The sequence below is a fragment of the Clostridium mobile genome (assembly GCF_018918285.1).
In the GTDB taxonomy this organism is placed as follows: domain Bacteria; phylum Bacillota; class Clostridia; order Clostridiales; family Clostridiaceae; genus Clostridium_AW; species Clostridium_AW mobile.
This window is the reverse complement of sequence record NZ_JAHLQF010000002.1, coordinates 739711-762087: the sequence shown is the minus strand read 5'-3', so window position 1 is coordinate 762087 and position 22377 is coordinate 739711. Positions and strand designations below refer to the sequence as shown.

Annotated in this window: 19 protein-coding genes; 5 read left to right on the top strand and 14 right to left on the bottom strand. The window is 30.4% G+C overall.

Going from position 1 to position 22377, the window contains the following annotated elements; genetic code table 11:
• Positions 1–203 precede the first annotated feature (203 nt).
• Entirely contained in the window at positions 204–860 is a 657-nt protein-coding gene (locus tag KQI86_RS20510) for a DUF5412 family protein (RefSeq protein ID WP_216439093.1), read from the top strand.
• 478 nt (positions 861–1338) lie between these two features.
• Here the strand turns inward: KQI86_RS20510 and KQI86_RS09815 are convergent, their stop codons facing one another.
• Positions 1339–2013: a hypothetical protein gene (locus tag KQI86_RS09815; protein WP_216439092.1), complete on the bottom strand. Its 675-nt coding sequence runs from the start codon at positions 2011–2013 to the stop codon at positions 1339–1341.
• Between the two features lie 299 nt (positions 2014–2312).
• Here KQI86_RS09815 and KQI86_RS09810 point away from each other — a divergent pair, with 299 nt between their 5' ends.
• Positions 2313–3233, top strand: a complete 921-nt coding sequence (locus tag KQI86_RS09810) for a DUF2935 domain-containing protein (protein WP_216439546.1) — start codon at positions 2313–2315, stop codon at positions 3231–3233.
• A 172-nt stretch (positions 3234–3405) separates the two neighbouring features.
• Positions 3406–3870 carry a DUF2892 domain-containing protein gene (locus KQI86_RS09805; RefSeq protein WP_216439091.1) on the top strand — a complete coding sequence of 155 codons (465 nt, stop codon included), beginning with the start codon at positions 3406–3408 and terminating at the stop codon, positions 3868–3870.
• A gap of 45 nt (positions 3871–3915) precedes the next feature.
• On the opposite strand, the gene KQI86_RS09800 is transcribed toward KQI86_RS09805, so the two are convergent.
• Together KQI86_RS09800 and KQI86_RS09795 are read right to left on the bottom strand one after the other, a co-directional pair.
• Entirely contained in the window at positions 3916–4296 is a 381-nt protein-coding gene (locus tag KQI86_RS09800; RefSeq protein ID WP_216439090.1) for a hypothetical protein, read from the bottom strand.
• Between the two features lie 99 nt (positions 4297–4395).
• Complete coding sequence (locus KQI86_RS09795) at positions 4396–4869, bottom strand: flavodoxin family protein (protein WP_216439089.1); 474 nt, start codon at positions 4867–4869, stop codon at positions 4396–4398.
• Between the two features lie 202 nt (positions 4870–5071).
• Here KQI86_RS09795 and cls point away from each other — a divergent pair, with 202 nt between their 5' ends.
• Positions 5072–6508: a cardiolipin synthase gene (gene cls, locus KQI86_RS09790; protein ID WP_216439088.1), complete on the top strand. Its 1437-nt coding sequence runs from the start codon at positions 5072–5074 to the stop codon at positions 6506–6508.
• Positions 6509–6657: 149 nt separating this feature from the next.
• Here cls and KQI86_RS09785 read toward each other — a convergent pair whose 3' ends face one another.
• The 5 genes from KQI86_RS09785 to KQI86_RS09765 all read right to left on the bottom strand — a co-directional run bounded on the left by KQI86_RS09785 (position 6658) and on the right by KQI86_RS09765 (position 12312).
• Positions 6658–8463 (bottom strand): DUF2207 domain-containing protein, encoded by a 1806-nt coding sequence (locus KQI86_RS09785; RefSeq protein WP_216439087.1) that lies wholly within the window; start codon positions 8461–8463, stop codon positions 6658–6660.
• Positions 8464–8613: 150 nt separating this feature from the next.
• Positions 8614–8982, bottom strand: coding sequence for a NifB/NifX family molybdenum-iron cluster-binding protein (locus KQI86_RS09780; RefSeq protein WP_216439086.1), 369 nt, complete (start codon positions 8980–8982; stop codon positions 8614–8616).
• A gap of 54 nt (positions 8983–9036) precedes the next feature.
• Entirely contained in the window at positions 9037–9402 is a 366-nt protein-coding gene (locus tag KQI86_RS09775) for an ArsR/SmtB family transcription factor (RefSeq protein WP_216439085.1), read from the bottom strand.
• 210 nt (positions 9403–9612) lie between these two features.
• A complete protein-coding gene (locus KQI86_RS09770) occupies positions 9613–10110 on the bottom strand; it encodes a hypothetical protein (RefSeq protein WP_216439084.1) in 498 nt (165 codons plus the stop codon).
• Between the two features lie 192 nt (positions 10111–10302).
• Positions 10303–12312: a hypothetical protein gene (locus KQI86_RS09765; protein WP_216439083.1), complete on the bottom strand. Its 2010-nt coding sequence runs from the start codon at positions 12310–12312 to the stop codon at positions 10303–10305.
• 210 nt (positions 12313–12522) lie between these two features.
• Between KQI86_RS09765 and KQI86_RS09760 the strand changes: the two genes are divergently transcribed.
• The gene (locus KQI86_RS09760) at positions 12523–13332 is read left to right on the top strand and encodes a vanadium-dependent haloperoxidase (RefSeq protein WP_216439082.1); all 810 of its coding nucleotides are present in this window, start codon (positions 12523–12525) and stop codon (positions 13330–13332) included.
• 124 nt (positions 13333–13456) lie between these two features.
• Here KQI86_RS09760 and KQI86_RS20505 read toward each other — a convergent pair whose 3' ends face one another.
• The 6 genes from KQI86_RS20505 to glpK form a co-directional block, all read right to left on the bottom strand.
• Positions 13457–16714 carry an FtsX-like permease family protein gene (locus tag KQI86_RS20505; RefSeq protein ID WP_343216163.1) on the bottom strand — a complete coding sequence of 1086 codons (3258 nt, stop codon included), beginning with the start codon at positions 16712–16714 and terminating at the stop codon, positions 13457–13459.
• Complete coding sequence (locus tag KQI86_RS09750; protein ID WP_281417228.1) at positions 16708–17412, bottom strand: ABC transporter ATP-binding protein; 705 nt, start codon at positions 17410–17412, stop codon at positions 16708–16710. Before KQI86_RS09750 ends, KQI86_RS20505 begins: the two co-directional genes overlap by 7 nt.
• Before the next feature lie 249 nt (positions 17413–17661).
• The gene (locus tag KQI86_RS09745) at positions 17662–18024 is read right to left on the bottom strand and encodes a DUF1667 domain-containing protein (protein ID WP_216439081.1); all 363 of its coding nucleotides are present in this window, start codon (positions 18022–18024) and stop codon (positions 17662–17664) included.
• Between the two features lie 2 nt (positions 18025–18026).
• A complete protein-coding gene (locus KQI86_RS09740; protein WP_216439080.1) occupies positions 18027–19286 on the bottom strand; it encodes an NAD(P)/FAD-dependent oxidoreductase in 1260 nt (419 codons plus the stop codon).
• 15 nt (positions 19287–19301) lie between these two features.
• The gene (locus KQI86_RS09735; protein ID WP_216439079.1) at positions 19302–20735 is read right to left on the bottom strand and encodes an NAD(P)/FAD-dependent oxidoreductase; all 1434 of its coding nucleotides are present in this window, start codon (positions 20733–20735) and stop codon (positions 19302–19304) included.
• A gap of 137 nt (positions 20736–20872) precedes the next feature.
• Complete coding sequence (gene glpK / locus KQI86_RS09730) at positions 20873–22372, bottom strand: glycerol kinase GlpK (RefSeq protein WP_216439078.1); 1500 nt, start codon at positions 22370–22372, stop codon at positions 20873–20875.
• Positions 22373–22377: the final 5 nt, after the last annotated feature.

The following is a 22377-nucleotide window of genomic DNA, read 5'->3' as shown; positions in this document are numbered from 1 at the left end:
TATTATAACATATGGAAATATAATATACAATATAATGCTGATAAACTAAATTATCTTTGTAGAAATATATTTTGAAAACATAAAATAGATAAACATGTACCGAAAAATCGACTTTTTCTGCAGTGGGCTTCAATATAGTGATATAATACTCATATGTATACATTAAATTTACTATACAATATTACTTGATGGGAGGTTATTTGGTGAATATAAAATCTTTAAGTGGAAAAATTTTATTAATTTTTGATGCTGTTATTTTGATCTTCGCTTTATTGATTTTAAATAATTTTCATTTTATAAGGGTTGCAGCTGAAAATATATATTATATTTTTTATGTTATCTTTTGTTCGTTAACTATATTTACTCTACATAAAAATTACAACTTAAGACTTTCTCATGGGATTTTAATACCAATAATTATTTTGTTACTTTTGACTACTATAGTTAATCCTATAATTACATTACCTTTGCTTTTAATATATCCATTATTAAGAGCTAAAGATTCAAATATGGTATTAAAATTTATATCTGGTATTTTATATGCCCTTCTCATATTTATGTTTATAACTACATTTTTTCTAAAAACTTTTTTTGTATCAGATAAATTATTACATAATATCCCTTCTCCAAATAAAAAATATAACATAACAGTAACAGACAACAATCAAGGGGCATCGGGTGGAAATACAGTGGTTAAACTAGAAAAGATATATTTAAACACTTTCAAAAAGGCAAGAACTATATACATCAACCCTTTTGGGGAAAGCCCGGAAGTTAAATGGATTAATAATGAAACCCTGGATATAGACGGTACAAGAATTGATGTTAATTCAAAAATTAAAATTCATGTGCAAAATTAATTAAGTATATTGATTAAAATATTAGATTGCCTAAAAATCTATTAAATATATTTGAGAAACGAATCTAAGGGTATAACAAATAGAAAATGCTATATAATGCTTCTTATGCTGATTCGCTGCAATAAGAACTGCTAAAATCGATTATATTTTATATTGAGTGTAATACTTTTTTTGTTGCTAACTTTTCATTTAAATATTTGTAAACTAAAAAAGAGCTAAGTATATAGTGAAAAAGCGACTTTTTCTTGGAGCGGCTTCACTATACCTTAGCTTTATGATTTGGAACCTCAATTATCTATGTAGAATTTTGTAATTGAGAGACTTACAATTTTAAAAATATCTTTGTAAAACATAAGGGAGCTAAGTATATAATGGGAGGAACGCCTTTTTTTAAGTGACGTCATTATGTACTTAGCTCCCCTTTTGGATATCTAATTATCCTTGTAGAAATTTATAAATGTGAAAATAATCAAAAGCCTTATTTCACTTTAACACATTCTAAATTAGCATGATAAGTGTCTTTGTAAATGTGTCCATTAAAATCTACATAGAATCTCCCAAGAGAAACTCCGGATTTTTCATCGTATTTGATAATTCTTTCAAATATGTGAACCTCTTTTTCTATTATCTCTTCAGGAAATTTTTCATAGGAAGAAACTTCTAGAGGGTATGTTGGTACCTTTGTTATACCTAAATATTTAAGTTCCTCTTTCTCTTCTTTAATTGATAGCACTAGTTTTTCTGCTTTCTCTCTAGTTATTTCCTTATCTTGCTTTTCTTTTTCCTCTATTAATAGCTTTATTTCTTTTCCTTCTTTATTATCACTATCATGCTTTAGCAATATTTCTATATTCTTATTTGCCTCTTCATAATTTTTCTTTTCTATCTCAGCCTTAGCTAGAGATATCAATTGTGTTTTACATTCATCAATATTCTCATTAATAGCTTTATCTTCTTTACACTCTAAGGCTTTTTTTAATTCTTCTAAAGCTTTATCATAATCTTTTTCTTCCATACTTTTAGAAGCCACGTTAACTAAATTTTTATATTCTCTTGCTTGACTATATTTCTCTGCTCCAAAAACACCAATTAAAAAAACTATAATTGCTACTATAAATGCTATTGCTCTTTTTTTAGATTTAATTTCAAACATAACTTACCTCCTATTTTAATGCTTTTATTTGATTATATATTATAATACGCTATCTTCAAACTGATTGTCCGATTAATCCTTTGCGAATATCTCTTTTATAGTTGGCAGATTTTAATATTCTGGACTATTAAGATTAGAATTTTAGCTCACTTCTTATTTTGAAGATAAATATGCTAATTCCTTAGATTTCTTGGATTCTTTAAATTATTTCAAATAAAGCAATTTATAAGATTTTTATAGTTCACTTTTGAGTTTTTATGAATATAATAACAATGGAGTATGAAAAAGGAGTAGATAACGTGTTATCTAGTAGAGAATTCGTAAGACAATCCCTTGAATTAAACTTATTTTTTATGAGAATAGCAAAGGAGCATGCTATTTTCCTTCAAGCTGGACTAGTGCCTAAAGATCATGTTTGGGCCTCCCAAGCAGATATGCTAAAAGATGAATTTAGTCAATTACTTATTGAAACTATTAAGCTTTCCCAAGGAATTATCAGTCCTGAGGTAGCCAATTCAGGAGAGCTCGTAACAGATTTAACATTTCCTGCAGAAAGAGAGACGGAATTCTTGTCTGGAATTGAAATTGATAGTAATATAACTAGAATGGAAGAAGCGTTGATAAAATGCCCACAAACTCAACCTAGTGCTGGCCTTGAAAGAAGAGTATCTCAATTAAATAGAAGAGCAATTGCTGCTACTAAAGAAATAATATGTTTCAAAACAGCATTACTTGATAACGTATTGGCTTGTGAAATGTTCACAACCAATTATCCCCTACTTATTGATCACATACTTAGGGAAGCAAAACTTTATTTAAGAATATTAATAATGCTTCAAAATCGACAAGAAGTAAATCTAGCTAAAGAATTAGCATATCAAGAAAACTTCTGGAATAGAATCATGGCAGAACATGCTAAATTCATAAGAGGATTACTGGACCCGACAGAAGTTACATTATTCGATACAGCCAATGATTTCGGTAAAAAGTTTGATGCTCTAACAGCAGAAGCAAAACTTCTAATGGAAAATTTAAATCTCTTACCAAAAACTACAGAAGACGCTCTAAAAAACACTATTGAAATTAGAGACTTCAAAAGACAAGGAACAGAAGGCATACTCGATTGTACTATAAGGATCATAGCTTTACCATTATTAGGTGACCATGTGCTTAGAGAAGCAAATCATTATATAAGACTTCTAAAGAGTTTCAAGTGTTAATAATTAAATAAAGTGTATTAAAATCTCTAGAATTTAATGTTCTAGAGGTTTTATTTTTTATACATTTTATTTATAATAGATTAAATTTAAATATATAATCTATTTGAATTTATAAATAATTATTGCAAATAATATCTAGTGAAAATACCCTAAAGAATTCGGAGGATTTAAAATGGAGATAAATTCTGTAGATATTATAAGAGAATTACTTTTAAAAGATAATAAAAGTAAAAGTAGATTTATACCAAATAGCCTAGAAAGGGTTAGAAAAAATTCAAATTACAAAGATAACTTAAGAATAGTCAACGATATAATTAATAATGTTAATTATTACAAAGATAAGGATGAAGAATTTATAAATAAAAGGATATATGAAATATCTATGGAATGGGATATTGAAAGAATACTAGAAACCCATGCTTCAATTCTTATATTAACAGGATTAATTTTCGGTACATGTATAAATAGAAAATGGTATTTACTCTCTGCCACGGCTGGGGCATTTTTACTACAATACGCCATACAAGGATGGTGTCTTCCTATAATTCCTTTAAGAAAAGCTGGTGTAAAAACCCCTTACGAAATTTGTACTGAGATTATTGCACTAAAAGTTTTAACCTATCAAAAAAATAATTAATAGGCTCTAAATTAAAGGAGCCTATTTTTATCCTATCAAATAACTTTAATAACAGGTAAAACTCTTAATATCTTTTAAGTCCACACCAAAGTACACCCAACGCCTGTTCTGATACTTCCAGCCTGCAATAGAAGTTCTTCCTACATATATGATGTAAGCCCAAAAGGATTGGCCATTTTTCAACCAAATATATGAAAATGTATTTACACAAGGTCTTATTGCACCTGGGTCAACTGCTTGAGTAGTTGCCCCTTGAGTTTGAGTTAATTGTGGAGTAAAGCTTGGTGGTGGTGTTGTGGGTGGTCCCTGTTGTTGTCTATATCCATATTGTAAAGGACATCTAAATAAAGGGGTGTAGTATGGACAATATTTCATCTCCATCAATTCGTCTATGTCATCATAGTATCCGTAATCATCACGATACATTCAAAGTCCTCCTAAAATATTTTTCATTCCTTTACTATTATATTGCATATAAAAACAAAAGTTCCTTAATAATATATTCTACCCATATAAAGTCAATATTTATTTTATTTCAGAAGCAAAATTATTAAGTTTTTCTTGGTAAAGTCCCTGTTTAATTTCCTTAGTGCTAATAGCACAAGTCGAAATTGGCTCCTTTTGACAGAGTTCCTTTATTTCTGTAAAAGCCTTTTCACTTATTGAAGACCCTTGAGTTGTTAAAAAAGCAACCTTTGAAAACTTATATCTATATTTCATAATATAAGTTCTTATAGCATTGGCCATTGTAGATGCCCAAACTGGCGTGGCAATGATTATGATATCATGTTTTTCTGGATTAAATTTAGGAGTACTTATCTTAGTTTTTGTCTTCTTAATAGCATCCACTGCAGATTTTATATATCCCTTTGTTCCCTTTCTATCGGAATAATCTATAACCTCTTCTACATCACAGCCTAGTATTTCTCCTAATTCTTCAGCGACTTTTTTTGTGTTGCCCGTCCTTGAATAATACACTATTAACGCTTTTTTATTCATAATTTCACTTCCTAATTAATTATTATACTATTATATTAAAGTATAATTATATTATATAACCTTTTCCAAATAAAATCATTCTATAACACATAATCTTAAAAATATTCAAAAAATACAAAATGAATGTAAATAGTTGATTATAATTGACATTAGTGTAAAATGTATTATTATAAGATAAATAATTTTCAGAAAGGAAATTAAAATGAATCTATCAATAATTGGAACATCCGCATTAGTACTTAATATAATATTTATAATATTTTTAATATTTTTTGAAAGGCGGAACCCTTCTACTACTTGGGCATGGCTTTTAATTTTAACTCTTTTCCCTATAGTAGGGTTCATTGTTTATTTATTTTTTGGAATAAATCTTAGTCGCGAAAAAATCTTTAATAAAAAACTTATAGATGATGTAAACAAAAATGAATATATAGGTAAGATATTAAAAAGTTATGACTATGATATAAGTACACTAGAAAATGAAGATATAATAAAAATGCATTATAAAAATTCTAGAGCCCTATATACTCAAAGAAATGATGTAAAATTATATTTTCATGGTGAAGAAAAATTTAATGATCTTTTTTATTATATTGAAAAATCGAAAAAATTTATACATATGGAATATTATATAATAAAGCCCGATGATTTAGGTTATAAACTCATGAAGCTATTAACTAAAAAAGCTAAAGAAGGAGTAGAAGTTAAACTTCTCTTTGACGCCATGGGCTCTTACAAATTTGCAAAAGACAAAGACAAACTCCTAAAAACCTTTAAAGAGGCTGGAGGAAGATATGCTGTGTTTTTTCCTAATTCCTTCCCATTTATAAATAAAAGAATTAATTATAGAAATCATAGAAAAATAGTAGTTATAGATGGTGAAACTGCTTTTCTTGGTGGATTTAATGTAGGAAATGAATACATAAGCAAAGATAAGAAAATAGGCAACTGGAGAGATGCTCACATGAAAATAGTAGGTGAAGCAGTTAACGATTTAGAAGGAAGATTTTTATTAGATTGGACCTATGCCTCTAAAGAGGAAATTGAGGACTACACAAAGTATTTTTCACCTAAAACTCACATGGATATAAATATAGGAATGCAAATTGTATCTAGTGGACCAGATCATAATGAGCAATATATAAAAAATGGTTATGTAAAAATTATAAATAATGCAAAGGATTATCTTTATCTTCAGAGTCCTTACTTCGTACCGGATGATAACGTGTTAGACTCTTTGAAAATATCCTCTTTCTCTGGGGTAGACGTAAGAATTATGATACCTGGGAATCCAGATCATATATTTATGTCCTGGGCGGCTCAATCTTATATAAGAGAGTTATTGAAATCCGGTGCTAGAGTTTTCCTATACAATAATGGCTTTATACACAGTAAAACCATTGTATCCGATAATTCTCTATGTAGCATTGGAACAGCCAATATGGATATAAGAAGCTTTAAATTGAATTTCGAAACCAATGCTTTTATTTATAACGATGAAATATCTCATACATTAAGGGAGCAATTCTTAATGGACATGAAATATTCACAAGAAGTAACCCTAGAGGACTTGAATAATATAAGTAGAGGTAGCAAAATACTGGAGTCCATAACAAGATTATTATCACCAATTTTATAAAAACATAAAACATAAAATGTAAATATAAATATAAAAAAGGACTATCTCAAAGCAAAATTTTGACATAGTCCTTTTTCTTTTAAATATATTTTTTTAAATATATTTTTTTAAATATATACCCTATCAACTTTATTAAATTTATCTAGAGCCTAAAATCCTCCAGCTCCCCCACCACCGGCACCACCGCCGCCTCCTGTGAATCCACCACCAGCTCCTGAGGATGGCGATGTTGAAATAAAGGCTGAGTCTATAGAGGAACTAAATTCATTTTTTCCTGTTCTGCTATCGAACATGCCTGCATAAAAGTAGAACCATAAAAAATTATTGTTATTATAATAATAGTTATCTCTTTCTATGCTTTCTTTAAATTCATTTAATCTTCTATCTTCTACTCCAAGCACTAGAGAATATATAAGATATTTATCCATAGGGTAAGCCTCAAATAATTCTTCTTTCTTATTCTTTGTAATATCCTTTTTAAGTTTATTCCATTTATCGTACTCTCTCTTTCCATAAGGAGTTTTTCTATTATAAAGACTAATCCCTCCCCATAATAGCAATACGACAAACACTCCTATAGATAAAGCACCGTATAATCCACTAAATATAGTTAATGGAATACTAACTATTATCATTATGATAGATAATATCATAATTCTTACTCCAGTTTTTCTAACTTCTAAATCAAAATACCCTCTTTTCTTAACTTCTTCTTTAATAGGTTTTGACCATTTTGTATATCTATCATAGAATTCTGAGCTATGTTTTTTACTATATTCTTTTATTCCTTCTGTAGTTACATAGTATCCGTCACCTATATCATCAATAATCCAGTTCATAAAATATCTCTCATGATCTAGAAGATCAAGATTCATATTTGTTCTCATTATCTTATAGTTTTTTATATTATCTTTTCTTTTCTTTGTTAAATTATCCTCTTCTATTTCTTCTATCTTTAAATATCCTCTTCTGTTCAAGTCTAAAATAGTTGCTAAAACTGCCCTAGGGCTCACAGTACTATAGTAGAAATAACTCAACACTGCAGGGGTACACTCATCTGGAAAAGTACTCTGTGTATATACTTCATCTACATATTTTTCTTTAGTTTTAATTTGTGTAAATATAAATATTAAAACTCCTAAGATGCTTAATATAATAGAAATATATTTCCCAACAATACTTCTCTTTTCATTTCGAACTTGGTTATCTTTTATCTTTTGAGCATAACCATTCTCTTCTTTAATTATTTTATTATATCCATCTTCGTTAACTACTTTACTTGAGTTTTTTATATAATCCTTTGGAAATATTACTCTAGCAGCTACTAGATTTCCTTCACCTACATTTTTAACATTTAAATTTACAGTGCTATTATTTATAAATTTTACTACTCCATTTAGTGGCCCATGACCGAATATTTTCACTTCATCTTTATTAAAATCGTAGGGAAAACTAATATTTACATTGAATTCTCTTATGGGTGTTTTATTTTCCTCTCCAAGAAAACTGTAGTAAAGCTCCCCAATATCCTGGTATTTTTTACACACATTTTTAACTTTATAAACTATATTAAAGGTCTTTTCTGTATTCTTTGAGGGAGAATAAATTTTTATATTTTCCCCTTCTTTTGAGCTGCTTCTCTCATAAATTCCTTTTTGACCATTTTTTCCTTTATCTACTTCTGTGAGGGTTATATCTCCATCTTTTCCTTTTTCAATTATGCTTAAATCCTCAATCCCGTCAGTATCGTTTATTTTTATCTCTCTAAATACCCCATTATAACTTCCTGAAAATTTGAAAGTTATATATTCATTCACAAGAATAGAACCTTCATCTAAAATATCACATTTTACGTTCCAATTAGTAATTTCTATTCCATCTTTAGCACTTACTTTTCCTGTGAATATAAAAATTAATAAAAAACATAGTGTAATAAATTTAATATTTTTTTTCATAAACACCAACCTCATATTATATATTATTGAATATTTTAGCACATATATAAACAAAATATGAACTTTTGATCTATAATTAAGAATTATTTAAGGGATATACTTATTAATCAGAGGACATATAAAAAGCTCTCACTTTTGTGAGAGCTAGGTTTAATGACTACAGCCATGGTGATTACAGCTATGATTTGCTGAGAACTCTGGAAGTTCATTTCTTTTTAGCAATTCTATGTTTTGAGCCAATGTGTCCTTACTAACTTTATATACTTTTATTCCTTGGTTGCTCAATTTCATTAATGCTCCTGCACCTATACCACCTACTAAAATCGCATCAATATCTTCTCCTCCAATTGCTTTAAGTGGTTGACACATACCATGCTCGTGATGTAAATCTCCGTTTTCAATAACTTTTACTTCTTCTTTCTCTAAATCGTAAATTAGAAAAAATGGTGCTGAACCAAAATGGTTAAAAGCAACACTATCTAATCCCTTGTTTTCCTTCACTGGAATACACACTTTCATATTATGTTCTCCTTTCACAAATATCCACTGTAACTTACTCTACAGTGATTTAATTTACTTTAAAGATCTTTGGCAACATTTAATCTTGTTGACCTTGCAATCTACTCTGCAATCGTTAGGTATATTTACACCTAATTTGCAATCAACTAAGTCATGACTACTATTAATCTTATTAATAAAATCTACTACTTCTTCAAGAACTACTTCTTGTAATTTGTAGTGTACATAATATCCAACCTTCTCACCTGTTATGATTCCAGACTCTCTAAGAATCTTTAAATGTTGGGAAACTGCTGCTTCAGATATATTTAAGTGTTTAGCAATTCCTTTAGCACAAATTTTTCTTCTTGAAAGTATAATTAATATTTTTAATCTAGTTTCATCTCCTAATGCTTTGAATATCTGCACTACATAATCCATTTTCATTCTCCTAAATTTTAATTAAGTAATTACTTAATTAAATAATATACCTCTTAATTAGATTTGTCAATTAATTTAAGATATATACTTTAAAAATGTTACATATAATAACAAAAGCTCTAGGTGGTATATCAACTTCACCTAAAGCTATATAAATATTTTATAACAAAATATAGTCTGCTTATTATTTCATTTTATTAAAATTTAATATTATATATTTTTGTGACTATATTTATTGGTCATAGAATATACGCACTTATTAGAATTAACCTGTATTGATTTATATTCATATTGTTCTTCTTCTAAACTTGAAATTGCAGCTATTATTATGGCAATGAAATATAATGCTATCAATAAATTTATTATAATCCCTATGGCAGGAAAAATCTTTTTTCTATTTTTAGTTACCATTCCTGCAATACCTAGTCCTATACCTACAAAACTTAATATGCCACTTATTAATAATAAAATAGTTCCCATAATTTCTGAAGAGGTAATTTCTTGATATGCTCCTTGATTATTGGTTTTAACTAAAAGAATAATAGATATAACAAAAAGGACAATACCTACTAATGCAAAAGCAAATGAAGCTATACCAAGTTTGGATTGAGGTAGCTTCAGTTCACTTTCTTCATAAGAATTATCTTCTATACAATATTTGTGATGCTCTACATCAAAATATATATCTTTTAGACCTTTTTTTCTCATTAATTTATTCCCTTCACATATACTTTCTACTATACAAGATATTATATATTTATATAAAGTGATACAATTTATTTCCATAGCTTAAATGTTTCCCATAAACTACTTAAATATATCATTTTTATTAAATATATTAAGGTTCAGATGGAGAGAGTGTTTTTTATAATCAAACTCCACCTGAACCTAAAAATAGCTTTACAGATTCAGCTTTTCTTCTAGCATAGTTATTGTTTTATTCACTATGGTATCTTGTTCTTCCAAAACCTCCTTAAAAGTATGATATAATTCACTCTTCTCCTCTAATGCCTCCACTATGAAATCTATATTTTCTTCCAATTCTTCAACATTATTTTCTATATACAGTCCATAAAGAAAGCTTTTTAGTTCATCATAAATATCCATAGGTTTCTTAAAGGATAGTATACTTTTTAATATGCTTCTTTTTATGTTCTTCTCTGTATTGGCAAATAGCCATTTGTCATAAATAAATCTTTCTGTTAAATTAAACTCCATAAATAAATTTGATATTTCTTCTATATCTCTTTCATCTATGTCCTTTCCCTCTAATAGCTTTTTTCCCAAAATTAAATCTACCACATATTGATAAACCCTATTACTTATTATATTAAATATTTCTTTATCATCTACTTCATATTCAATATAATAATTATTATATATTGTAATCTGCTCCTCATAAGAAGTATATTTCTTCAATAAAACCAAAATGATTTCTTTTACTTTATATTTTTTATTTGTTTTACACCAACTATTTAAAAGATATTTCTTTAGCTCATCATCAACTCTTACAAATAATTCAAAACTATCTAGCTCTTCTCTTATAAAAAAATCAATAATTTCAGTATCTACCTTCTTAAAGTTTTCTTTTCTTATTAAGCTATAGATTTCTCTATTGATTTCATTTCTCTTTTCCCCTTGAATATTGCCACTTTTTAAAAATGATATTAAACTTTCACTTCTTTTAGGTATGCTTTTATATACCTTATGGAATAGCTCATCATAAAATTCTGCCCCTGCATTATTATTAAGCAATACTATTAGCTGAGGTAAATTCTTATCTTTTTCAGCTTTTCTAATTTTTTTCATAACCATACTTTTATATACATCTGGGAAATGCTTTCTTACTAATAAGATATTTTCAGCATTTATCTTTTTAACTAGCTTTCTTTCTTCTTTGTTTTTTACTTTGAATAAGTTCATTAAAACATATAATTTTCTTCCAACCAATTCTTCCTTAACTAAAAATTTTAGTTCCTCTTTAAACTCAACCTCCTCTATTCTACCACTAATGACTTTTGCGTAATTTATGCCTTTTTCAAGTGGCAAGTAATTTATTGATAGTATTGCCACCATATTATTAAGTCTTTTATAATAATTTTCTTCCATTATAGCCTTATATTCATCCGTTCTTTTTATTTCTTCACATAGGATTTTTATAATTCTTACTTTAATATTCCTATCTAAATTTTTTGACCAATCTATTAATGTATATATATGTTCATTGTCTAAAAGATTGGAGTTTTTTTCTAATATGTTTAAGCAAGTTTCAATACTTTCTTTTTTATAGCTTAGAAAGTTATTTTTAAAAATAATTTTAATTAGCATATATTTTTCCATGTGCTGCATATTCTCTAGTAACTTACTACAATAAAATATAAATTCTTCTTCTATAAACCCCTTATATGGCAATGCATACTTTAATATTATTTTTTCTATATCTTTTAAGCTTATTTCATCCTCTAAGTTTTTAAAGTCATCAGCCAAAGTATTTTTTATATTCATTTGCAAGGGATATATAATAGTTTCATATAGAGCTGCTACTTCTTTTTCTTCCTTAGTTACTATGTTTTTTTCTTCTTTAAATTCCACACTATTGTTAACCAAATAGTGACATAATAAATAATCGCTCTCATATAATTTTATTATTCCTTCTTTAAAGTCTTCTCTCAATTCTTCTGTAGTAATTCCCTTTAAAATATTGTCCAATGCAGATTCCGTACCCTCTTTATCCTCTTTACATAATTGAAATATTAAATAGTTTTTCTCCCCTAAATTAATCTTATTATTGTTTTTATTACCACCATGGGATTGATTATGTGATTTTTCTCTTTCCTTAGGTTTCTCTAACCTTTCCAATCTCTCTAATTGCATCTCGATATTGTCCTCAGTGTATTTGGACCATCCCATATAATACACCCCTCATATAATACTCATGAAACTCTCTACAAAATTACATTACTATAACTTTATTCGCCGTAATTCTAAATATAACTACCAAAACAAACTATTATATATAAAATAATTATTAGACCATGAAACTGTTCAAATCCTACCACATACTATATAAATAAGGGTAGTTACTCTTTTTAAATTCTTAATATTTAGGAGGAAAATTTTATGTGTCACTGCAATACAGAAAATAGATGGGACAAGATTTCTTACCCCCAAAATGAGTTTACTTCTTTAGGAGAAACCCCTTCAGGGGGCAGTTGGCCTTTATATTATTTTAAAAGATCTCCTAATGGTGGATTTACAGATTTAAATGGCAATGATATTGCTTTTAATATAAAGATCCCTGATATTTCAATGGACTTTTCTCATAGTGAGTTAAGTAAAGTAATTGATATCTCTTACAATCTAACAGATGCTGAAAAAACTATTGCTAGCTATTGGGGAGCTGGAGTACCTCAAAATCAACTTATACCAATTCTTCAAACCCTCATTAATGCCTATGGTGTTCCAGCCGTGTCTGCTTCAAGACTTTATAGCATTGTTTCTAATGCTACTAATGATGCTATGGTTATATGTTGGTATTATAAGTATGCTTTCCAAATTCCAAGACCTGTTCAATATGACCCTTGTTTTACTCCATATTTAAAAACTCCTGAGCATCCAAGTTATCCTGCTGGCCATGCCGTTAGTGCTGGATGTTTCGCAGGGATATTATCTCATTTTTTCCCCGCAGAAAAAGAAAGATTAATTGAACTGGCTAAGGAATGCAGTATCTCTAGACTTTATGCTGGGGTGCATTATCCCCTTGATCTATCTGAAGGGTATAACTTAGGATTAGATGTAGCTAATAGGGTTCTAGATGCAATTAAAAATGATAAAGATAGTTATGGTACTATCATAGATAAAGTTTATAGTGCTCCTAAAGATGTCAGTTTAATGCCACCTCCCTACACTCAAACTTTTAAATTTAAGTAATAAGTATATAAGTAACTATATGATAAAAATTGGACAGGTATATTACACCTGTCCAATTAAATTACTTATGTTTCTTATTGATTTCCAAACATTTTCTCTGATTTTTTAGTGATACCTAGAGACCCTAATCCACCGACTTAAGAGATTCAACCATTTCAATATTTTTAAGCTTATAATACATTGCAATGTTAACTAAAACTGCAAATGCAAGGGTTAATATTACTGAAATTACAAAGCTCTTTACATCTAGTGAACGTCCAAACATCATGTTTTCCATTTCAACTGTAATCATTATAAATTTATGAAGAAACACTCCCATGATCAATCCAAAGGCAATCCCTATAAGAGTAAGAATTGTGTTTTCTTTATAAATATACGCTGATACCTCATTATCATAGAAACCAAGAACTTTTATTGTTGCAATTTCTCTTATTCTTTCACTGATGTTAACATTAGTTAGATTATATAAAACTACAAAAGCTAAAGCTCCAGCGGAAATAATCATAATAAGTACTACATAATTTAAACTTCTTATAGTATCTTCAAAGTTCTCTTTGATTGCAGTATTAAAACTTGCATTAGATATTCCCTCTTTTTCTATTAAATCTCTAGATAGATTATCTTCAAATTCCTTAGAGGTATCTTTTAAAGAAGCTATTACTTCATTAATTTCTACAGGCTTCCTAAAGATTTCTTCATAGTAATCCGGAGATATATATGCATAGTTGGAAAGATAGTTTTCAGCAATTCCAGTTACCTTAACTTTAGCTTTCTTATCTTCACTATTTATTAGATTTATTTCATCCCCAACCTTTACTCCTATATCATTTGCTACTTTCTCTGTAATAACAACTCCCTTAGCTGGGATTGGAATATGCTTTTCATCTTTACGCCCTTGTAGATGTATAAAATTTTCTATACTTATTACATCCTTTGGAGCTACTATTGCAATTTTCTTTTCTTGTTTATTTAAAGAAAGACTTCCATTTTCACGACTGGTTAATCCATAGCTGGATATTCTATTATCCTTTGAAATATATTCTATAGCTTCCTCTTTTTCTTTTTGACTAGCCTTATTTTCTAAATTCACAGTCATATCATAGGTAAATATCACTCCAAATTGTTTATCCACAATGGTTCTAATAGAATCTTTTATTCCAAAACCCGCCACAATTAATGCTGTGCAACCAGCTATTCCAAATACAGTCATCAAGAATCTTTTTTTGTATCTAAAAATATTTCTAGTTGTAACCTTAGCGCTAAAATTTAGCTTATTCCAAATAAAAGGTATTCTCTCAAGAAGAATTCTCTTTCCTTCCTTTGGAGCTCTCGGTCGCATTAATACTGATGGAGTTTCTACTAATTCCTTATAACATGCAAAAAAGGCTGATAATGTAGTTACTGCTATAGCTGCTAAGGATATTGTCACCGCTAAAGGAATATTAAAGCTTGTAATTACCGGTGGTAACACATACATTATTCCATAGGCATTGAATACCACTATGGGGAATATAGTAAACCCTATAGCTAAGCCTATTATACATCCTAAGGTACTAGCAACTAAGGCATAAGCTATATATTTTGAAGCTATTGCTCCCTTTTTATATCCTAGAGCTTTTAATGTTCCAATATTTACCCTTTGCTCATCTACCATTCTTGTCATAGTAGTAAGACATACTAATGCTGCCACTAGAGCAAAAAACACTGGAAAGACCTTTGCTAAAGCATCAATTCTATCTGCGGAACCACCATAATCCATATAAGAATAATGGCTTTTTCTATCTAATACATACCACTGAGGTTTTTCAATTTTTTCTAAGTTCTTTTCCCCTTCATCAATTTTATCTTTAGCCTTAGATAGCTCTTTCTCAGCTTTTTCTTTTGAGCTTTTATACTCTTCTTCACCCTTTAACAAGTCCTTCTTTCCACTTTCTATCTTATCTCTTCCCTCTTTAAATCCAACAAGAGCCTTGTTTTTTCCTTCCTGAAGGTTTGACTTTTCTTTCTCTAATTTATTCCTTGAGGATATTAGAAGAGCTTTTGATTTATTCAGTTCCTCTTCTCCTTTGGCTAACCCGGCTTTCTTTTCTTCTAATTCCTTTTTTCCCTTTTCTAATTCATCCTTAGTACCTTGTAGCATTCCCTTGGTTGTTTGTAACTCTACTTGTAATTTTTTTCTTTCTTCCTCTGCCAATTCTTGATTTCTAAGAGCATTTTCCAGTTCAGCTACTTTACCTTCTAATAAAGACAGTGACTGTTGTCCCTTGGCCAATTCTTCTTCTGCCTTTTTAAAACCTTCTTCTGCTAAGACTTTCTTCTCGTTAAAAGTTTTAAGGTTTCTTTTTAATTCCTCTTCACCTTTTAATAAATCCTTTTCTCCCTTAGCTATTTTATCTTCCGCTTCCTTTATAGAAGTATTAAATGTTCTTTCCTGCTGAAGTAAATCTTTTTCTGAATTATTTATTTTTATTTTAGAATCTTCTATTTCTTTTAATGCCTTATCTAGCTTTTCTTCAGCCTCTTTTTTTTCCTTTGTGTACTCTTCTTTACCCTTTTCTAAGCCCTCTCTACCTTCTTTTAAAACCTCTTCATATCTAATTTCTTCTCTAGATTCAGCTAGATTTTCCACCTCTTCTGTAACTCTACTCACCACATCAAAATAACTATCCTTATAGGAGTTTATTTCCTTAGCTCCCTCTACAGTAGCAAAAATCTCCGTGTAGGCAGGTATCTTAAAATCTTCCTGTGGAACCATAATAAAATTTCTTATTTGTCCATTACCAATAGAACTACTACCTTTTTCAAAGGATAAATAGTATGGAGTTTGCACTTTTCCAACAACTTTATATTCTGTTTCTTTAAGACTATCACTTAATGGATCATCTGTACCAGAATATAACTTTATGCTAGAACCTACTGGGACATCTATAGCATCATTTTTTCCTTTTTCTATTACACACTCTTCAGACTTTTCTGGCAATCTTCCTTCTACTAAATTTACTCTATTTATATAATCTTCGTCATTATCGTTTAATTTATCTAAAGGCAGACCATGTACCTTTAATACAACTTCCTTAGCATCATGTTGGGTAAGTACATCCATACTGTAAGCTCCAAAAACTCCCTTTACCCCTGAAATTTTTCTTATTTCGTCCACATCCCCCTCAGTTAAACCAAGGGTAGATAAAACTCTAACATCCATTAAATTATAATCATCATAATATTTGTCTGCAGTTATTTTCATATCCTCTGGGGCTATCTTTAGTCCTGAAAAAAATGCTACTCCTAAAGCTACAATTGCTAAAATAGATGTAAATCTTCCTAGAGATTTTTTAATATCTCTTATGGTATCTTTTGTTAAAGAATTTATCCGCACTACCACTCAATCCTTTCTACTGGAGTAGGATTTTCATTTTTTGTTATACTTTCAATTTTGCCGTTTTTAACCTTAATCACTTTATCTCCCATTGGAGCTATTGCTAAATTGTGAGTAATTACAACCACAGTCATATCCATTTTCCTGCAGGTATCCTGAAGAAGTTTTAGTATGGATTTTCCCGTGTTATAATCTAATGCTCCTGTAGGCTCATCACAAAGAAGAAGTTTTGGATTCTTTGCTAAAGCTCTAGCTATTGCCACCCTCTGTTGTTCTCCTCCTGATAACTGAGCAGGAAAATTCTTTTTTCTCTCACTAAGGCCTACCGCTTCTAATGTTTCTTCAATGTCCAATGGATTTTTGCATATCTGTGTTGCTAGCTCTAGATTCTCAATGGCAGTTAAATTTTGTACTAAATTATAAAACTGAAATACAAATCCTATATCGTGTCTTCTATAGGTGATAAGCTCCTTATTAGAATAGGCATTAACTTCATTATTATCCACCATAACTTTTCCACTGGTAGGTTTATCCATTCCCCCTAATATGTTTAATATTGTACTCTTACCGGCACCACTAGCTCCTGCAACAACAACAAATTCCCCTTTATCAATAGAGAAGTCAACTCCACTTAGAGCTTCAATTTTTACCTCTCCCATTTTATATACCTTTTTTACATCCCTAAATTCAATATATTTGTTCAAAATCCATCTTCTCCTTATCTAATTACACTATCTTCTTTATATTTTACGTTCATAGCAAAGGAATATCAATATTATATACTTTAAATAAATGTTAACAATAAAAAAATGTATTAGAAAGCTTTAAATATAGATATGCGGTGAAAAAGAGTACTTATATTTGTTGTTTTCATTAATAAATAATAAAAAGTGAAAAAGCAAACGATAGGATTTATCATTTACTCTTCACTTTAAAATAAGAAGCATTATATTTTACATATCCCTTGTAGCTATTAAATCAATACCTGTCCCTAATATATTGGGAATAATAATCTCTCCAACTTTTATTGGTGATTTTACATTGATAGAGTTTATTACCTTCATACATTCATCAATTTTATTTTTAGGAACTGCACCATCAGTTCTCACTGGAAGTCTTCTTAAATGAGCATTTGTTATTTTAACGGTGGATGTAATAACTCTAGTTGGATTGGTAAGTTCCTTTATTCCATAATCTTCTCCTCGTTTGCACTTATTGCCTTCAACTACATATCCTAATGGAGCGTTTTCATTCGTAGTCACAGTTAAACGACAACCCATAGGACATACTATGCAAACCATATTCTTTTTACTCATTTTCATACCTCCTCTACTGATACTGATATTTCTGATATTTTTCTTCCTTTTAATGAACTTAATTGAATTTGTACATTTTCCATCTCTCCTGGAGCTAAATGGGTCTTCTTCATTTCTTTTATTATTTCTCCATCTCCTTTAATCACCATTTTAACATTTTTATATACATTTCTCACTCTCATAAATAATTGGAGATTACCTTCAACATTTTCAATCCTAATCCTTTGAGGCACTATATAGCTTATACCCTCTCCTGTTTTAGTGCTTATTACATTTCCATCATCTTGGAGTTCATCTTTTATAAACTTAGCGGCACTCTTTCCTGCTCTTCTGCTTTCTTCTGTAACAAAATCAACTAAATCATGTACATGTACCACATTACCACAGGCAAAAATACCTTTATTAGAGGTTTCCATAGACTCATTAACTACTGGTCCTGAAGTAACTTTATCTATTTGAATATTTGCTTTTTCAGACAGCTCATTTTCAGGGATCAAGCCCACAGATAATAGTAATGTATCACAATCATAATGTTTTTCTGTGCCAGGAATAGGCTTTCTAAACTCATCTACCTTAGCTATAACTACCCCTTCCACTCTATCTTTCCCTTCAACACGAACCACAGTATGACTTAATAATAGTGGTATATTGAAATCATCTAAACATTGAACTATATTCCTTGTAAGTCCACCTGAGAAAGGCATTAATTCTGCTACTGCTTGTACTTCAGCACCTTCAAGGGTAAGTCTTCTAGCCATAATAAGTCCTATATCACCAGATCCTAATATAACTACCTTTTTTCCTACCATATATCCTTCCATATTTATAAATCTCTGTGCCATACCTGCTGTATATACTCCTGCTGGCCTTGTCCCTGGAATATTTATAGTTCCTCTTGTTCTCTCTCTACATCCCATGGCAAGTATTATGGCCTTTGCCTTTATTTTCATGAAACCATCCGTTGTATTTACGGCACTTATTACCCTATCTTCCGTCATATTTATTACCATAGTATCTAGTTTATATTCTATGCCTTCCTTCTTTAGCTCATCTATAAATCTTCCTGCATATTCAGGACCTGTTAATTCTTCCTTAAATACATGAAGACCAAATCCATTATGAATACATTGCTGTAATATTCCACCTAATTCTCTATCTCTTTCAATAACTAAAATATTATCTACACCATTTTTCTTTGCCTCAATGGCAGCTGCCAATCCGGCGGGTCCTCCTCCTATGACTACGATATCGTAACTAACCATATAATCACCTCCACATTATTCCTTAGTTTCTCCTGTTATTATATAGGAGTCCTTGTTGCTCTTAACTATCTCTGATATATCTTTTCCTAGTTCCCTAGCTAAAATCTCCATAACCCTTGGACCACAGAATCCACCTTGGCATCTTCCCATTCCAGGTCTTGCCCTTCTTTTAACACCATCTACGGTAGTTGCTCCAACCTTTCTATTAATCACATCTACAATTTCACCTTCTGTAATGTTTTCGCATCTGCATATTACTCTTCCATACCTTGGATCCCTTTTTATTACCTCTGCCTTTTCTTCATCACTTAATTCATCAAACCTGATTATTTCTCTTCTTCTTGGGTTAAAATCTTCCTTTTCATCTAGATCACCAGCTATTTCTCTGATTACTTCTACTATATATTTAGCTACTGCAGGAGCAGCAGATAATCCCGGGGATTTCATTCCTGCCACATTTATAAATCCTTTAGCTTCTTCAGACTCTTTTATTATGAAGTCTCCCCCTGTTGCTTCAGCTCTTAGTCCTGCAAAGGATGTTATTACTTTATTAAAAGGTATATTTTTACATGCCCTGCTTGCAGATTCTCTTACATAAGCCATTCTATCTGCTGTGGTTTCTGTAAGTTCTTTATCTTCTATATCCTCTGAGTCTGGTCCAACTAAAATATTTCCATGGACTGTAGGGGTAATTAAAACTCCCTTTCCCATAGGAGTAGGACATTGGAAAATAACTCTACTAACTGTATTACCCGCTCCCTTGTCAAGCAGATAATACTGCCCTCTTCTAGGTATTATACTAAAGCTTGGAGAGGCTACCATGTTATTAATCTTGTCTGCATATACTCCAGCGCAATTAATTACATATTTTGCTTCCACTTCTCCATCATTAGTAATTATTTTATATCCATTCTCATTCTTTTTTATATCTAGCACCTCATTATTTAATCTTAGGTCCACTCCATTTTCAACTGCATTTTCTGCTAATGCTATTGCCAACTCATAAGGGCTAACAATACCAGCAGTAGGTGCATATAAAGCTCCAATTATTTCATCACTTAAGTTTGGCTCTAATTCCCTAGTTTTCTCTCCATCTATTATTTCTACATCTGGAATACCAAGCTCTATACCGTTATTATACAGCTTTTGTAGCATATCCATATCCTCTTTATCAAAGGCTACTACTAAGGATCCTGTACGTTTAAAAGGAACATAAAGCTCTTCACATACTTTATCAAACATTTGGTTACCTAGAGCATTGAATTCACCTTTATTACTTCCTACTTCTGCATCATACCCAGCATGTACAATTGCACTGTTAGCTTTTGTAGTGCCATTTGACACGTCGTTATCTTTTTCTAGCATTACTATCTTCAGATTATATCTTGATAATTCCCTTGCTATGAAGGAGCCAATAACACCTGCACCTATAATGACTATATCGTTCATGTTCATCCCTCCTAATGCTTCATAATTTTTGTAAAATAGAAAGTCATGCCAAATAACCCCATTTTTCATAGGTTTTTAGCATGCCTCTCTTTATCTCAAGCACAAAATATAATATTAATTATCTTATTTCAAATATCTTATTCATCTGCCCAGTCACGTGATCTATCCACTGCTTTTTTCCAGCCTTTGTATATTTTCTCTTTGTGTTCTTCATCCATTTCAGCATTAAATACTCTATCTACATTCCAGTTTCTTGCTATTTCATCAGTGTCTTTCCAGAATCCTACTGCCAAACCAGCTAAATAAGCTGCTCCTAGTGCTGTAGTTTCTATTATCTTTGGTCTATTAACTGGTACACCTAAGATGTCGGACTGGAACTGCATTAAGAAGTCATTTGCTACTGCTCCACCATCTACTTTTAATTCTCTAAGAGTAATTCCTGAATCTTCTTGCATTGCTTCTAATACATCTCTTGTCTGATATGCAATAGCTTCAAGTGCTGCTCTGATTATATGACTTCTATTTGCTCCTCTTGTAAGTCCCATAATAGTTCCTCTTGCATACATATCCCAATATGGAGCCCCAAGTCCTACAAAAGCTGGAACTATATAAACACCATTTGTGTCTTTAACTTTTTGTGCAAAGTATTCACTATCTGAAGCTTCAACAATAAGTCTTAGCTCATCTCTTAACCATTGAATTAACGCTCCTGCTATAAATATACTTCCTTCTAGGGCATAATTAACTTTTCCATCAATACCCCAAGCTATAGTTGTAAGTAATCCATTCTTTGAAGGTACCATCTTTTCTCCTGTATTCATAAGCATGAAACATCCTGTACCATAAGTGTTTTTAGCCATTCCTTCGCCATAGCAAGCCTGGCCAAATAAAGCTGCTTGTTGGTCACCTGCTATTCCCGCTATAGGTATTTGTGCTCCTCCAAAGGTATGTTCATCAGTTACTCCATATACTTCACTAGAAGGTTTTACTTCTGGAAGCATTGATTTTGGAATATCTAATTCTTTTAATATTTTTTCATCCCAACATAAATCTTTTATATTAAACAGCATAGTTCTAGATGCATTAGTGTAGTCGGTTACATGAACCTTACCTCTTGTTAAGTTCCATAATAACCATGTATCAATATTTCCAAATAAAAGTTCGCCCTTTTCCGCTCTTTCTTTAGCACCTTCTACATTATCAAGAATCCATTTGATCTTAGTTCCTGAGAAGTATGCATCTACAACAAGTCCAGTAGTTTCTTTTATATACTCTTCCAATCCTCTTTCTTTTAACTCATCACATAATTGAGCAGTTCTTCTACATTGCCATACTATAGCATTGTATACAGGTTTACCTGTGTTTTTGTCCCAAACCACAGTAGTTTCTCTTTGATTTGTAATACCTATAGCTGCAACTTCTTGAGGGCTAATTCCCATCGTTTCTAATACTTCTCTTGCCACTCCCATTTGAGTTCCCCATATTTCCATAGGATCATGTTCTACCCAACCTGGCTTAGGATATATTTGTTTGAATTCCTTTTGTGCTACCTTAACGATTTCAGCATTATGATTGAAGAGTATGGCTCTTGAACTTGTAGTTCCTTGGTCTAATGACATTATATATTTTTTTTCCATAGTAC

Bases quoted from the DNA above. Each gene is read 5' to 3' on its own strand.
- KQI86_RS09815 (WP_216439092.1), bottom strand. From the start codon at position 2,013: ATGTTTGAAATTAAATCTAAAAAAAGAGCAATAGCATTTATAGTAGCA.
- KQI86_RS09805 (WP_216439091.1), top strand. From the start codon at position 3,406: ATGGAGATAAATTCTGTAGATATTATAAGAGAATTACTTTTAAAAGAT.
- KQI86_RS09800 (WP_216439090.1), bottom strand. From the start codon at position 4,296: ATGTATCGTGATGATTACGGATACTATGATGACATAGACGAATTGATG.
- KQI86_RS09795 (WP_216439089.1), bottom strand. From the start codon at position 4,869: ATGAATAAAAAAGCGTTAATAGTGTATTATTCAAGGACGGGCAACACA.
- cls (WP_216439088.1), top strand. From the start codon at position 5,072: ATGAATCTATCAATAATTGGAACATCCGCATTAGTACTTAATATAATA.
- KQI86_RS09785 (WP_216439087.1), bottom strand. From the start codon at position 8,463: ATGAAAAAAAATATTAAATTTATTACACTATGTTTTTTATTAATTTTT.
- KQI86_RS09780 (WP_216439086.1), bottom strand. From the start codon at position 8,982: ATGAAAGTGTGTATTCCAGTGAAGGAAAACAAGGGATTAGATAGTGTT.
- KQI86_RS09775 (WP_216439085.1), bottom strand. From the start codon at position 9,402: ATGGATTATGTAGTGCAGATATTCAAAGCATTAGGAGATGAAACTAGA.
- KQI86_RS09770 (WP_216439084.1), bottom strand. From the start codon at position 10,110: ATGAGAAAAAAAGGTCTAAAAGATATATATTTTGATGTAGAGCATCAC.
- KQI86_RS09765 (WP_216439083.1), bottom strand. From the start codon at position 12,312: ATGGGATGGTCCAAATACACTGAGGACAATATCGAGATGCAATTAGAG.
- KQI86_RS09760 (WP_216439082.1), top strand. From the start codon at position 12,523: ATGTGTCACTGCAATACAGAAAATAGATGGGACAAGATTTCTTACCCC.
- KQI86_RS09745 (WP_216439081.1), bottom strand. From the start codon at position 18,024: ATGAGTAAAAAGAATATGGTTTGCATAGTATGTCCTATGGGTTGTCGT.
- KQI86_RS09740 (WP_216439080.1), bottom strand. From the start codon at position 19,286: ATGGTTAGTTACGATATCGTAGTCATAGGAGGAGGACCCGCCGGATTG.
- KQI86_RS09735 (WP_216439079.1), bottom strand. From the start codon at position 20,735: ATGAACGATATAGTCATTATAGGTGCAGGTGTTATTGGCTCCTTCATA.
- glpK (WP_216439078.1), bottom strand. From the start codon at position 22,372: ATGGAAAAAAAATATATAATGTCATTAGACCAAGGAACTACAAGTTCA.